11 protein-coding genes are annotated in these 13,322 nt (G+C 73.9%); 7 read left to right on the forward strand and 4 right to left on the reverse strand.

Annotated features, from left to right (window positions below; translation table 11 throughout):
- Window positions 1-65 precede the first annotated feature (65 nt).
- On the forward strand, window positions 66-1,112 hold the full coding sequence (gene trpD / locus TBIS_RS06500) for an anthranilate phosphoribosyltransferase (RefSeq protein ID WP_013131550.1): 1,047 nt from the start codon (window positions 66-68) through the stop codon (window positions 1,110-1,112).
- A gap of 337 nt (window positions 1,113-1,449) precedes the next feature.
- Here trpD and TBIS_RS06505 read toward each other — a convergent pair whose 3' ends face one another.
- The 3 genes from TBIS_RS06505 to TBIS_RS06515 form a co-directional block, all read right to left on the reverse strand.
- Window positions 1,450-1,737: an Lrp/AsnC family transcriptional regulator gene (locus TBIS_RS06505; protein ID WP_013131551.1), complete on the reverse strand. Its 288-nt coding sequence runs from the start codon at window positions 1,735-1,737 to the stop codon at window positions 1,450-1,452.
- Window positions 1,738-1,804: 67 nt separating this feature from the next.
- Window positions 1,805-3,529: a DEDD exonuclease domain-containing protein gene (locus TBIS_RS06510; protein ID WP_013131552.1), complete on the reverse strand. Its 1,725-nt coding sequence runs from the start codon at window positions 3,527-3,529 to the stop codon at window positions 1,805-1,807.
- Between the two features lie 785 nt (window positions 3,530-4,314).
- Complete coding sequence (locus TBIS_RS06515) at window positions 4,315-4,992, reverse strand: TenA family protein (RefSeq protein WP_013131553.1); 678 nt, start codon at window positions 4,990-4,992, stop codon at window positions 4,315-4,317.
- 173 nt (window positions 4,993-5,165) lie between these two features.
- Between TBIS_RS06515 and TBIS_RS06520 the strand changes: the two genes are divergently transcribed.
- From TBIS_RS06520 to TBIS_RS06530, 3 genes are all read left to right on the forward strand, one after another.
- On the forward strand, window positions 5,166-6,446 hold the full coding sequence (locus TBIS_RS06520) for an NYN domain-containing protein (RefSeq protein WP_242384319.1): 1,281 nt from the start codon (window positions 5,166-5,168) through the stop codon (window positions 6,444-6,446).
- Between the two features lie 172 nt (window positions 6,447-6,618).
- On the forward strand, window positions 6,619-7,578 hold the full coding sequence (locus TBIS_RS06525; protein ID WP_013131555.1) for a C40 family peptidase: 960 nt from the start codon (window positions 6,619-6,621) through the stop codon (window positions 7,576-7,578).
- Window positions 7,579-7,952: 374 nt separating this feature from the next.
- Window positions 7,953-9,119 (forward strand): glycosyltransferase family 4 protein, encoded by a 1,167-nt coding sequence (locus TBIS_RS06530; RefSeq protein ID WP_013131556.1) that lies wholly within the window; start codon window positions 7,953-7,955, stop codon window positions 9,117-9,119.
- Here TBIS_RS06530 and TBIS_RS06535 read toward each other — a convergent pair.
- Window positions 9,110-10,891, reverse strand: a complete 1,782-nt coding sequence (locus TBIS_RS06535; RefSeq protein ID WP_013131557.1) for an AMP-dependent synthetase/ligase — start codon at window positions 10,889-10,891, stop codon at window positions 9,110-9,112. The two genes, TBIS_RS06530 and TBIS_RS06535, sit on opposite strands and share 10 nt — an antisense overlap.
- 366 nt (window positions 10,892-11,257) lie before the next feature.
- On the opposite strand from TBIS_RS06535, the gene TBIS_RS06540 reads away from it, so the two are divergent.
- The 3 genes from TBIS_RS06540 (at window position 11,258) to TBIS_RS06550 (ending at window position 13,318) form a co-directional block, all read left to right on the forward strand.
- Entirely contained in the window at window positions 11,258-11,695 is a 438-nt protein-coding gene (locus tag TBIS_RS06540; RefSeq protein WP_013131558.1) for an SRPBCC family protein, read from the forward strand.
- A gap of 73 nt (window positions 11,696-11,768) precedes the next feature.
- Window positions 11,769-12,224 (forward strand): hypothetical protein, encoded by a 456-nt coding sequence (locus TBIS_RS06545; RefSeq protein ID WP_013131559.1) that lies wholly within the window; start codon window positions 11,769-11,771, stop codon window positions 12,222-12,224.
- 152 nt (window positions 12,225-12,376) lie between these two features.
- Complete coding sequence (locus tag TBIS_RS06550) at window positions 12,377-13,318, forward strand: ROK family glucokinase (protein WP_013131560.1); 942 nt, start codon at window positions 12,377-12,379, stop codon at window positions 13,316-13,318.
- Window positions 13,319-13,322: the final 4 nt, after the last annotated feature.

Genomic DNA, 13,322 nt, shown 5'->3' on the forward strand with positions numbered 1-13,322 from the left:
GCCGGGGCTTCCCGCCCGGCCGCTCCACCCGATCCGTCCCCGATAACGAATCCGCGGAGCCGCACATGGACATGCGCACCACGTGGCCGTCGTTGCTCAACGCACTGCTGGCAGGGGAGAACTTGACCGCCGACGAGACGGCCTGGGCGATGGGGGAGATCATGTCGGGGACGGCGACCTCGGCGCAGATCGCCGCCTTCGCCGTGGCGCTCCGCGCCAAAGGCGAGACGGTCGCCGAGGTGACGGGTCTCGCCCGCGCCATGCTCGACCGCGCCGTGCCGCTCTCCGTGGACGGGCCGGTGGTCGACATCGTCGGTACCGGCGGCGACCGCGCGCACACCGTGAACGTCTCCTCCATGGCGGCGATCGTCGCCGCCGCCGCCGGGGCCCGGGTGGTGAAGCACGGCAACCGGGCCGCCTCCTCGCTGTGCGGCGCGGCCGACGTGCTCGAGCGGCTCGGGGTCGTCCTCGACCTCACGCCCGAGGCCACCGCCCGGCTCGCCGAGGAGGCGGGGATCGCGTTCTGCTTCGCCCCCGTTTACCATCCCGCCCTGCGGTTCGCCGGCCCGGCACGTAAAGAGATCGGTATCCCCACGGTCTTCAACTTCCTCGGCCCGCTCACCAACCCGGCCCGGCCGGCCGCCCAGGCGATCGGGGTCTACGACGAGCGGATGCTCCCGGTGGTGGCCGGGGTGTTCGCCGAGCGCGGGGTGCGGGCGCTAGTCTTCCGGGGCCACGACGGCCTGGACGAGCTCTCCACGGCCGGTCCGTCGACCGTCTTCGTCGTCCGGGACGGCACGGCCACGCAGGTGACGTTCGACCCGGCCGACCTCGGCATCCCGCGCGCCCGGCCGGAGGACCTGCGCGGCGGCGACCCGGACTACAACGCCAACGTCGTCCGCGAGGTGCTCGCCGGGAAGCCCGGCCCGGTGCGCGACGCCGTGCTGCTCAACGCCGCGGCCGCGCTGGTGGCGTACGACGGCCCCGGGGACGATCTGACCGCGGACCTTCAGCGGGCGTACGTCCGCGCCGCCCAGGCGGTCGACTCCGGCCGCGCCGCGGCGACCCTGGACCGGTGGATCGAGCTGAGCCGCGCCCTGAAGAACTCCTGAACCGGGAACCCGGAACGCCGGGATTCGTGCGGCACCGGCCGCGCCCCGGCCGCCGGTTTCGCATGTGGCCCGGCGGGCCGTGCGCGCGGCCCGGCCATGCGTGCGGCGCCCTCGCGCCGCCGGTCACCGGCCGGACGGCTCGCCGGTGCGCCGCGGGCGGACGGCGCCCTCCGGCGCCCGGCATGGAGGCCGCCGGGCGCCCGTGCCCGCATGCGGCCGTCCCGTGGCGCGGTGGGGACGCGCCGTCCGGCGCGAGGCGCACCCGGCATCCGGGGTGAGGCGTACGGCACGCCGGCCGCGGCGGGGGAGCGGGCCGCGGCCCGGCCGCCCCGTGGCGTCAGTCCGCGTCGTCCAGGCCGATCGAGAAGGCGGCCTCCAGGTCGTGCCGCGAGTAGGTGCGGAAGGCGATGTGCGTCTCGGTGTGCCGCACGCCGGGCACCTTGTTGAGCCGGCCGGGGACGACCGCGGAGATGTCCTCGTACCGGGGGACCCGGACCATCGCGAGCAGGTCGAACTCACCGGTGATCGAGTAGACCTCGCTCACCCCGTCGATGTCGGCGATCGCCTGGGCGACCTCCGGGATGCGGTCGACGTCGGCCTTGATATGCACGATGGCGGTGACCATTAGCGCCCTTCCTGCGTGTCATGCGTGATATGTCACGCGAACGGCTGTGCGCTTCCCGACCCTAGCGTCACCGCATCGGCCTGCCGTCACGCGGCCGGTCGCCCGGTATCCCGGCGCACGCCCGCTCGATCCGCGCCCTGAGCCGGCCGGCGCCGTTCGCGGGCAGGCTCCAGGTGCCGTCGACCCGCACCAGGCGGACCCCGGGCGTCTCCAGCCAGCGCAGCAGGCACTCGGTCTCCTCGGCGGACGCCGCCGGGGTGGGGCCGGGGCCCGGGATGACGGTCTCCGCGGTGGCGACCAGGGCGTCGACGAACGGCGTGGGGTGGGCGCCCCGTGGCATCACGCCCGCGGCGGCGAGCCTGCCGTACCGGATGACGTGGATGTCCCACGCGCCGCCCGCGGCAGGGCTCGCCGCGATCAGCTCCGGGATGGCGGTGAGCGACCGCAGCCGCTGCATGCGCGCGGCCGCCCGGATGAACGCGGCGAGCCGGTCGCGCTCCACCGCCGCCTCCTCGAACCGCTGCTGGTCGGCCAGGCGCCGCATCCGCGCCTCCATCGCGGAGAAGACCATCCCGGCGTCCTGCTCCATGGCGCGCCGGGCCAGGGCCGCGTGCCGGGCGTACTCCTCCCGGGACTCCCGGCCCTCGCAGGGCGCGCCGCACTTGCCGATCTCCGCCAGCGCGCAGGCGGGGCGCCGGGCGCGCGGGCCCAGCCGCTCGGTGCACCGCCGCAGGGGCAGCGTCTCATGGAGGGCGGTACGGGCGTCGTCGGCCGCGCGGGCGCTGCCGAACGGGCCGAGGTACGCCCCGCCGTCGTCCTTGACCTCGCGCACGATGCTGAGCCGGGGGAACGGCTCGTCGGTCAGCTTCAGCCAGACCGCGCGCTCGGGGAAGCGCGATCTCCGGTTGTACCGCGGCTTGGTGGCGGCGATCAGGCGGAGCTCGCGGATCTCGGCCTCGAGCGCGGTGGCGCAGACGATCGTGCGGACCCGCTCGGCGATGCCGATCATCTCGCGGATCCGGGGCCGCGCCTCGCTCGCGGTGAAGTAGCTGCGCACCCGGTTGCGCAGGTTGGTGCTCTTGCCGACGTAGAGCGCCTCGCCCTTGGCGTCCTCGAAGACGTACACCCCTGGGGCGGCGGGGACGCCCTCGGCGAGGTGGCGCTTGCGCCGCTGCTCGGGGGTGGGCATCCGGTTGAAGGCCCGCAGCTCCTCGAGCGTGTGCACCCCGAGGGCGCCGGCCCGTTCCAGGAGGCCGTGGAGCACGTCCACGGTGGCCCGGGCGTCGGCGAGGGCCCGGTGGCACGGCTCCGTGGCGCTGCGGAAGTACCGCGCCAGGGTGGCGAGCTTGCAGTCCGGCGTCTCGTCCCGGGTGAGCATCCGCCGGGCGAGATCGGCGGTGTCCACGACCGGGTTGGCGGGCGGCGGGTAGCCGTACTCGGCGCACGCGGCCCGCAGGAACCCCAGGTCGAACGGGGCGTTGTGGGCGACGAGGGTGGCGCCGCGGATGAACTCGAGGAAGGCGGGGAGCACCTGGGGGAGCTTGGGCGCGGCCACGACCATCGCGTCGGTGATCCCGGTGAGGACCGAGATGAACGGCGGGATGGGGCGGCCGGGGTCGATCAGGGTGGCGAACTCGCCGCGCACCTGGCCGCCGCAGACCTTCACCGCGCCGATCTCGGTGATGGCGTCCTCGGCCGGCGACCCGCCGGTCGTCTCCAGGTCGAAGACGACGAACGTCACCTCGTGCAGCGGGGTGCCGAGCTCATCGAGGGTGCCCTGTACCGCGTCCACGGCACACGACCATAGAGAAGCCCGCCGACATCCGCGCCGCCGATGGGGTCCGGACCGCCGCCGGGAACGCGGGTCCCGCGAGCCCTGGGGAGCCGCAGGGGTCCCCGGCCCCGTGTGCGGGCGACCTGCACCGGTTCCGTACGGCAGGCCCGTGCCGGCCGGGATCCCCGCCCGTCCGAGGGCGGGCGCCGGAGCGGATCACCCTCCTCGCGCGGGGAGAGGTGATGCGTTCCTCAGCGCACCTCGGCCGCATCTGATCACCCTCCTCGCGCGGGGGAGAGACCGGGGCGTGAGCATCGTGGTGGCGCCCTCACCCTCCTCGCGCGGGGCGGGGGGAGAGAGATAGGGCCCGCCGTCGTCACGTACGGGCTCCACTCACCCTCCTCGCGCGCGCGGGGGAGAGCTCCATGACGCCGGGAAGAAGGCCGGCCCAGGCTCACCCTCCTCGCGCGCGGGGGAGAGGTCCCGGTGCGGGCGGTCGCTCGGACGGGAGCGAGACCTCAGCGGTCTCCCGCCGGGCGGGGACGGCCGCGCCGCGGCCGGAGCGCCTCGCGTGGGAGGGGCGCGGGTGTCACGTCCCCTCCGGGGGAGGAGCCGCCGCATCGGGCCGGGGCGGAATCGGGATGCGGTCCTTCCGCCGAGGGGAGGGGAGCCGGGCCGGCCGCCGCGGGCGCGGCGCCCGGCAGGCCCCGGCCGCGGCGGAGCCGGAGGGCGGCCTGGCCCGGTCATCTCCCGGTGGACGGCGGGCCGGCCCGGTCGCGGCGTCGCACCCGCGGAGCCCGGGATCAGCCGGCGGCCATGTCGAAGAACCGGCGCTCCAGCTCGGTGGCGCGGCGGAAGAGGCCGAGCACCTCCGCCTGCTCCTCCTCCGCGAGGGACGGGCCGATCCGGTCGAGCTCGTCGCGGAGGAAGGCCACCCATCCGGCGAACTCGGGCCCGCTGTGCAGCTCGATCCACTCGCGGTGGATGAAGTTCTCCGGGAGCGGGAACTCGGCGCGGCTCGCCCAGCCGAGGTACGTCCACTCGGCCACGCAGAGCACGGTGAGGATGAGCGGGTAGCGTTGGCTCCTGCGCGTCTCGTCCATGAGCGACAGGAACTCCTCGGTCACCGGCTCGGGCTTGGCCGGGCCGGTTCCGGCGCCGAGGGCGGTGAGCGCGCGGTGGAAGTAGCCGCGCTCGGTGTCGGCGGCGATCTGGCCGAGGAACCGGCCGATCCGCGCCCTGGACTCGAAGGATTCCGCGGTGGCCACCGCGGCGCCGAGCAGGGCGGTGAAGGAGTCGACGAACTGGAAGTCCTGGACGAGGTACCGCCGCATGTCCGCCTCACCGCGGATGATGGCCGTGGCGAAGGGGTGATCGATCACGGCCGACCAGTCGGGTTCGGCGGCCGAGCGCAGCCACTCGGTGAAGGCCGGGTCGGCGGCCGTCGCGCGCCACTCGTGGTACGCCGGGATGGCGGTCATGGTCATCTGTCCTTTCGTGCTTTTCCTGGTGAATCATTGTGAAATCCGATATCTGTCCCCTGTGGCGGCACCGAACAAGACTCGGCCACATGCGCGGCAGCCGTACCCTTGGTTGAAGGACACATGCAAGGAGCGACGAGATGAGTTCAGCCGGCGAAGGTCTGTCTCGTCCGTTGCCCGAACAGGTCCGGTTACGTGTCGTGGAGCTCGCCGCGCAGGTGCTGGGCGGGATGCCCGCCACCGCGATCCCCGGGCCGTTGCGGAGCATCGCCAAGTTCGAGCCGCGCAAACGCGCCCGGCTCGGCGCCGCGCCGATCGCGGCCCAGCTCGAGACCGATGCGGAGTTCCGCGAGCTGGTCGCCGAGTCCGTGCGCACGGCCTGGCCGGAGCTGGTGGCGAGCCTCGCCGACGGCACGGTGCCGCCGGCGGCCGACCCCGTCCACGTCGCGGCGGCCGCCTACCTGACGCGCCCGCCCGCCTGGCCGGACCTGGTCGAGCGGGTACGGGCGGACATCGAGCAGGCGGTCGCCGCCGAGCGGCAGGAGCAAGTGGAGACGCGGCTGCGCGAGCGGCTCGCCGCCCAGCGCGCCGCGGCCAAGGTGGAGCTGGAGCGGGTCAAGGAGCAGCTCAAGGCCGCCCGGGCGGAGAACGCCGAGCTCCGGCGCAAGCTGCACGAGGCCCGGGAGCGGGCGAAGGCGGCCGAGGCGAAGGCCGCCGAGCTGGAGGCCACGGCGGCCGAGGCCATCGCCAAGGCGGAGAGCGCGAGCAAGGCGGCCGAGCTTGAGCTGCGCACGCTCCGGGAGCGGCTGGCGGAGGCCGAGCGGCAGCTCGAGGCGAGCCGCCGGGCGGCGCGGGAGGGCCGCAGCATCGAGGACGCCCGGATCCGGGTGCTGATGGACGCGCTCATGGACGCCGCGGCCGGGCTGCGCAAGGAGCTCGCGCTGCCCGCCACGATCAACCGGCCCGCCGACTATGTGCCGGCGATCCGGCCCGGCCAGCCCAGCGTCTCCTCCGTGCCGGCCCGGGCGCTCTCCAACGACGACCCCCAGCTGCTCGACCAGCTCCTCGCCATCCCGCACCTGCACCTGATCATCGACGGGTACAACGTGACCAAGACCGGCTACCCGTCGCTCACCCTCGCCGACCAGCGCGCGCGCCTGCTCACCGGGCTCGGCGGCCTCGCCGTGCAGTCCAGGGTGGAGGTGACGTGCGTCTTCGACGGCGCCGATCTCAACGGCCCGGTCCAGGTGTCCGCGCCCCGCGGGGTCCGGGTGATGTTCAGCACCCCGGGCGAGAGCGCCGACGACCTGATCAAGCGCCTGGTGCGCGCCGAGCCGGCCGGCCGCGGGGTCGCCGTGGTCTCCTCCGACCGTGAGGTGGCGGACTCGGTGCGCCGGATGGGGGCCCGGCCGGTGCCCTCCACCCTCCTGCTGCGCCGTCTCGACCGCTGCTGAGCGCGGCCGGCTGGACGGCCGGGCCGTACCGCGAACGCGTCCGGGCGCGTACGGCGGACCGGCCTGGCCGTACAGATGGTGAAAAAGCGTACTTATGGTGCGGATGAGTTGATGTGTCAAGATCGCGTGGGTAGAGTCGCGCCGCAAAGTCTCTCGATACGGAGGGGACCGAGTGCGAGCGCGGTTACCCCTGATCCTCGGATTGGCCGCTGCGGTCGCGCTGCTCCCGCACGCGAGCGCCCAGGCCGATCCGCAGCCCACCATCGCACAGGCGAAGGCGAAGCTGGAGAAGCTCAATAGGCAGGCCGACGCGCTCGTCGACCGCTACAACGCGGCGAACGAGAAGTGGAAGAAGGCCAAGCGGCAGTACGCCGAGGTGAACCGCGACTACAACAAGCGGCTCATCCGGGTGGAGCAGCTCAAGAGGCAGCTCGTCGCGATGGCCGTCAACACCTACCAGGTCGGCGGCTTCGAGCCGCTGAGCCTGGCCTACACCCCCACCCCCGACGCCATGCTGAGCGGGCTCGCCACCCTCGACCAGATCGCGCGGGAACGGGCCATCCGGCTGGAGGAGTACCAGTCGGCCATGGCCGGCCTGAAGCAGCGGCGGAACGAGAAGAAGCGGCTCTATGAGGAGGCCGCGAAGCGGAGGGCCGAGCTGGCCGAGGAGAAGAAGAAGGTCGAGCGGCTCATCGCCGAGCAGACCCGGCTGCTGCGCAGGCTGCAGGCCTACAACCCGGGCGACCCCAACAGCCCGGGGAAGGTCTACACCGGGCCCGCCTCGGGCAACGCCCGGATCGCGCTCCAGTTCGCCTATCGGCAGATCGGCAAGCCGTACCGCTACGGCGGCACCGGGCCGAACGCGTGGGACTGCTCGGGCCTGGTGCAGGCGGCGTGGGCCGCGGCCGGGGTCCGCCTGCCCCGGACCAGCTACGAGCAGTGGGCATGGGGCGCCAACCGGAGGGTCCCGCTCGACCAGCTCCAGCCCGGAGACCTGGTCTGGAAGAACGGGTACAGCCACGTCGGCCTCTACGCGGGCAACGGCAAGGTCGTGCACGCGCCCCGCACCGGCGACGTGGTGAAGGAGGTCAGCCTCGCCGAGTACCGCCCCACCGGAGCGGTGCGCCCGTGACGGCGGCCGATCGCCGTGCCTGACCGGGGGAGGGGGCCGATGGCCCCCTCCCTTATGTCGTCCACGGCACCGTTTGCCGGCCGCGGCACTCGTCCACGGCACCGTTGGGCCGGCCACGCTGTGAGCCGCGCCGGGAGTACGTGACGGGCGACGTCATCGCCGCCCTCAGCTGCCGGGCGACGTCCGCCGGCCCGTTCCCGCACCGCGCTCCCGCGCCCGCTCCGCTTCGGGCGCCGACGCCGGAGCGGCCTGCCCGATGGCGCACCCGCCCCCTGCGCGCTGGGAGAATGCGGAACGGGATCCACACGATCACGGGCTCCGGTGGCCGCTCACCGGCGTCACCCGGCCCGGCGCGACAGAGGCGGGGGTGGTGAATGGGACAGCGAACGTTGATCATCACCAACGACTTCCCGCCCCGCGCCGGCGGGATCCAGGCCTTCGTGCACGGGCTCGCCTCGCGCCTCCCGCCCGACTCGGTCGTGGTGTACGCCCCGCGGTGGACCGGGTGCGAGGAGTTCGACGCGCGCCAGCCGTACCGGGTGGTGCGCCACCCGACCACGCTCATGCTGCCCACCTGGCCGGTGGCGCGGCGGGCCGCCGACCTCGTCGAGAAGGGCGCCACCGTGGTCTTCGGCGCGGCGGCGCCCCTGGGCCTGCTCGCCCCGGTCATGCGCGCCGCCGGGGCCGCCCGGATCGTGATGATCACCCACGGCCACGAGGCGTCCTGGGCGCGGCTCCCCGGCGCCCGCCGGATCCTGCGCCGGATCGGCGCCGGGGCCGACGTGGTCACCTACCTCGGCGACTTCACCCGGCGTCACCTGGCACGCGTCATCCCCGAGGGCAAGCTGGTACGGCTCGCGCCCGGCGTGGACACCGACGCCTTCCGCCCGGGCGCGGGCGGGGAGGCCGTGCGGCGGGCGCTCCACCTCGGGGACCGGCCCGTGGTGGTCTGCGTCTCCCGGCTCGTCCCGCGCAAGGGCCAGGACATGCTGATCCGGGCCTGGCCGATGGTGCTGCGCCGGGTCCCCGACGCGGTGCTGCTCATCGTGGGGGACGGCCCGTCCCGCCGGTCGCTGGAGCGCGCCGTCACCCGGGCGCGCCTGTGGAGCTCGGTGGTCTTCGCCGGCCCGGTGCGCTGGTCCGAGCTCCCCGCCTACTACGACGCCGGTGACGTGTTCGCCATGCCGTGCCGCACCCGGCTGGGCGGCATCGACGTGGAGGGCCTCGGCATCGTCTACCTCGAGGCGTCGGCGACCGGGCTGCCGGTGGTCGCCGGCTCCTCCGGCGGCGCCCCGGAGGCGGTACGGCACGGCGAGACGGGCCTGGTGGTCGACGGGAGGTCGCCCGGCGAGATCGCGGACGCGCTCGCCGGGCTGCTCACCGACCCGGAGCGCGCGCGGGAGATGGGCCGGCGCGGGCGGGACTGGGTCGAACGGGAGTGGCGCTGGGACCTGGTCACCACCCGGTTCGCCGGCCTGCTCGCCCCGCATAAGAGCACGCCGCGGCGGTTCGGATCACGCCGCGGCGCGGCTCAGGAGTAGAGCTCCTCGATCTGCTTGGCGAAGTCGCGCGCCACGGCCGAGCGCTTCACCTTCAGCGACGGGGTGAGGTAGCCCGCCTCCTCGGTGAGGTCCGTGTCGAGGATGACGAACTTCTTGATCTGCTCGGCCTTGGAGACCATCCGGTTGGCGTTGTCCACCGCCTGCTGGATCTCGGCGACCAGCTCCGGGTCGTTCATCGAGACGTTGGTCTTGCCCTTGGTCTGCTTCCAGTGCTCGAACGCCTCCGGGTCGAGCGTGATGAGCGCGCCGATGAACGGCCGGTTGTCGCCCACCACCATGACCTGGCTGACCAGGCGGTGCGCCCGGATCGCGTCCTCCAGCGGGGCGGGCGCGACGTTCTTGCCGCCCGCGGTGACGATGATCTCCTTCTTCCGGCCGGTGATCCGCAGGTAGCCGTCCTCGTCGAGCTCGCCGATGTCGCCGGTGTGGAACCAGCCCTCCTCGTCGATGGCCTCCTTGGTGGCCCGCTCGTTGTTCCAGTAGCCCTCGAAGACGTGCCGGCCCTTGATCAGGATCTCGCCGTCGTCGGCGATGCGGACGCTCACGCCGGGGAACGGCTTCCCGACCGTGCCGATCTTGTTCGCGCCGGGGATGTTCACCGTGGACGGCGCGCTGGTCTCGGTCAGCCCGTAACCCTCCAGCACCTCGATGCCGATGCCGCGGAAGAAGTGACCGAGCCGCTCACCGAGGGCGGAGCCGCCGGAGACGGCGGCGGTCAGCGCACCGCCCGTCGCGGCGCGCAGCTTGCGGTACACGAGCTTGTCGAAGATCGCGTGCTTGATCCGCGTGCCGAGCCGCGGGCCGCCGCTGTCCAGCTCGCGGCTGTAGGCGATCGCGGTGGCGACCGCGGCGTGGAAGATCTTCCCCTTGCCCTCCTCGGTGGCCTTTTGCTCGGCCGCGTTGTAGACCTTCTCGAACACGCGCGGCACGGCCAGGAGGAACGTCGGCTTCGACGACTGCAGGTCCGGTGCGACGTTCTTGATGTTCGGCGTGTGTGCGATGATCGTCTTCGTCTCCAGCAGGGCGACCTGGATCAGCCGGGCCAGGCTGTGCGCCAGCGGGAGGAAGAGCAGCGCCGACCGCCCCTCGACCTCGAAGAGCCGGCTGAGCGGCCCCTGCGTGACGTTGCGCGCGGTGAAGAGCAGGTTGTCGTGGGTGAGGCGGCAGCCCTTCGGCAGGCCGGTGGTCCCGGAGGTGTAGATGATCGTGGCGAGGTCGGGGCCGCCCCGGCTCGTCCGGCGCTCGGCGAGGGTCTCGTCGGACACCTCCTTGCCCTGCTCGGCGAGCCGGTCGAGCCCGCCGCCCTCGATGCGCCAGATCAGCGGGAAGTCGGGCATGGCCTCCCGCACGGTCTGCTCGTGGTGCTCCTGCTCCACCACGATCGCCTTGGCGCCGCTGTCGGAGAGGATCCACTTCACCTGCTCGGCCGAGGAGGTCTCGTAGATCGGCACGCCCACCCCGCCGGCCGCCCAGATCGCATAGTCGACGAGCGTCCACTCGTACCGCGTGCGCGACATGAGCGCGACCCGGTCACCGGGCTCGATACCCGCGGCGATCAGGCCTTTGGCGAGCGCCGCCACCTGGTCGCGGAACTCGGCGGCGGTGACGGGAACCCAGCGGTCGCTGGTCTCGTCGGCCTTACGGCGGATGACCACCGCGTTCGGCTCGTCCGCGGCCCGCTGGAACACCACGTCGGTGAGGTTCGCGGACGGGGGGACGTCCACCAGCACGGGAACGCTGTACTCGCGCACGGCTTCTCCTTCGCACCCGGTTCACGGCCCGCCGTAGAAGGGCCCGTGACCGAACTTCACGATCCACTGGTCGACCCGGAGGTTACCCTCTGGTGTTACGGTCGGGTAAGCCCCTGTCATTCAGGCGTTAACCACTCGTACCCGCACGTTCAGCGTGCCCGGCGGCGTCCGCGTGACACCCGCGCCGCCGCCGCGGTGCCCGCCGGCCCGTCCCGGACCCAGCCTATGGCGCGCCGTCCGCGCCAGGGCCCCCGAGCCCCCGGCTTGCGGCCGGAGGCGGCCCGGATGCCCGGCGCGGCGGGTGAGCCGGCCGGCGCGGGCCGCGTGATCCCGCGCCGGCCGGGCCCGGTGAAGTACGCTCAGCCCATGGCTGACCGCACCTCGTCGAGCATCACCATCGGCGCCGACCGGAAGGCGATCATGTCGGTGATCGCTGACTTCCCCTCCTACCCGGAGTGGGCGGCTCAGGTCAAGACGGCGGACGTGCTGGAGACCGGGGAGGACGGCCGCGCGACGCGCGTCCGCTTCGTCCTCGACGCCGGGGTGATCCGCGACGAGTACGTCCTCGGCTACGAGTGGGACGGCGACGCGGAGGTGCGCTGGCGGATCGTCCGGCCCGGCCGGATGATCTCCGGGCTCACCGGCGCTTACCGCCTCACCGAGGTGACCGGGGGCACGGAGGTCGCCTACGAGCTCGCCGTCGACCTCGCGGTCCCCATGCCGGGCCTGATCAAGCGCCGGGCCGAGAAGGTCATCGTCGACACCGCGCTCAAGGAGCTCAAGCGGCGCGTCGAGGCCCGATGACCGGCCCGTGCGCCGGCCTTCCGGGCTGCGCTCCGCCGGCCGGCTCCGGGTACGTTCGAGGCAGGAGGGCGACATGACGGAGGTCAACGGGAGCGGCGGCGCGAACGGGAGCACGAGGGGCGACCGGCAGGGCGATCCGTTCGCCGCGGCCGCCGGCGAGGCGATGCGGCTCATCGACGCGGTCCAGCAGCGCATCGCCAGAGAGCTCGGCAAGGGCCTGGTCAAGAGCGGGATGACCGGCCTCGGGGCGGTGTTCGGCCGGACCGCGGGCGGCCACGGCGGCGACGTGTGGAGTGAGGCGGTCGCCGAGGGGCACGGTGAACAGTACATCTGCCGGGCCTGCCCGGTCTGCCGGCTCATCGCCGCCGGCAGGGAGGCCGGCGGAGACGTGACCGGGCATGTGCTCGCGGCGGGCGGCGAGCTCCTCGCCGCGCTGCGGCAGCTCCTCGAGGCCCTGCAGCGAGAGCCCGCCGAGCCCGGGGGACCGGGCCGGTGGGAGGGGGGCCGGGGCCCCGCGGAAGGCTCCTGACCAGCCGAGGGCCGGCCCCGGCCGGGGTGCCGCGGGCGGCCTCGGACGTCCCCGGCGCCGGGGGTCAGCCCGTGAGCGATTTCGGGATATCTCGATCAATTGGTTCACTTGCTGCCGGCGTGTTGCAAACCCGGTCGGCAAGAGGAGGGCACATGGCGCTGACCATCGGCGTGGACGTGGGCGGTACCAAGATCGCCGCGGGTGTCGTCGACCACGAGGGGAGGATCCTGGACCGGACGCACCGGCAGACCCCCGCCGGCAACCCGGAGAAGGTCTCCCTGACCATCGCCGACGCGGTCTCCGAGCTGGCCGCCCGCCATCCCGTCGATGCGGTCGGCATCGGCGCGGCGGGGTTCGTGGACGAGACCCGGTCGGTCATCCGGTTCGCCCCCAACCTCGCCTGGCGCGAGGAGCCGCTGCGCGAGAAGATCGCTGACCTGGTCGGCCTGCCGGTGTTCGTGGAGAACGACGCCAACGCCATGGCCTGGGGGGAGTACCGCTTCGGGGCCGGGCGCGGCGAGAGCCACGTGGTCTGCGTGACCCTCGGCACCGGGCTGGGCGGCGGGATCGTGCTCGACGGCGGGCTCTACCGGGGCCGGTGGGGCATGGGCGGTGAGCTCGGGCACGTTCAGGTGCAGCCGGGCGGCCGCCCGTGCGGGTGCGGGAACCTCGGGTGCTGGGAGCGGTACGCGAGCGGGACCGCGCTGCTCGCCGAGGCGCGGCGGAACCTGGAGGCCGATCCCTCGTCGGGGTCCGTGCTGCTCCGCCTCGCCGGATCCGTGGACGGCATCCGGGGCGAGCACGTGACCGCGGCGGCGCGGGAGGGCGACCCGGCGGCCCTCGCGGCCTTCCACACTATGGCGGAGTGGCTCGCCCAGGGCTTCGCCGACCTCGCGGCCACCCTCGACCCGGGGTGCTTCATCGTCGGCGGCGGCGTCTCCGAGGCCGCCGACCTGTTCATCGACAAGGTCAGGTCCGAGTTCGCCGACCGGCTCGTCGGCCGCGGCCACCGCCCGCTCGCCGAGATCAGGGTGGCCGAGCTCGGACCGGCGGCCGGGGTGGTCGGGGCGGCCGATCTCGCCCGGCAGCGCTGACCCC

It is taken from the genome of Thermobispora bispora DSM 43833 (genome assembly GCF_000092645.1).
Classification (GTDB): domain Bacteria; phylum Actinomycetota; class Actinomycetes; order Streptosporangiales; family Streptosporangiaceae; genus Thermobispora; species Thermobispora bispora.

Coding starts and splice junctions, on each gene's coding strand:
- TBIS_RS06505 (WP_013131551.1), bottom strand. CDS start 1,737: ATGGTCACCGCCATCGTGCATATCAAGGCCGACGTCGACCGCATCCCG.
- TBIS_RS06545 (WP_013131559.1), top strand. CDS start 11,769: ATGACGGAGGTCAACGGGAGCGGCGGCGCGAACGGGAGCACGAGGGGC.
- TBIS_RS06550 (WP_013131560.1), top strand. CDS start 12,377: ATGGCGCTGACCATCGGCGTGGACGTGGGCGGTACCAAGATCGCCGCG.
- trpD (WP_013131550.1), top strand. CDS start 66: ATGGACATGCGCACCACGTGGCCGTCGTTGCTCAACGCACTGCTGGCA.
- TBIS_RS06515 (WP_013131553.1), bottom strand. CDS start 4,992: ATGACCGCCATCCCGGCGTACCACGAGTGGCGCGCGACGGCCGCCGAC.
- TBIS_RS06540 (WP_013131558.1), top strand. CDS start 11,258: ATGGCTGACCGCACCTCGTCGAGCATCACCATCGGCGCCGACCGGAAG.
- TBIS_RS06530 (WP_013131556.1), top strand. CDS start 7,953: ATGGGACAGCGAACGTTGATCATCACCAACGACTTCCCGCCCCGCGCC.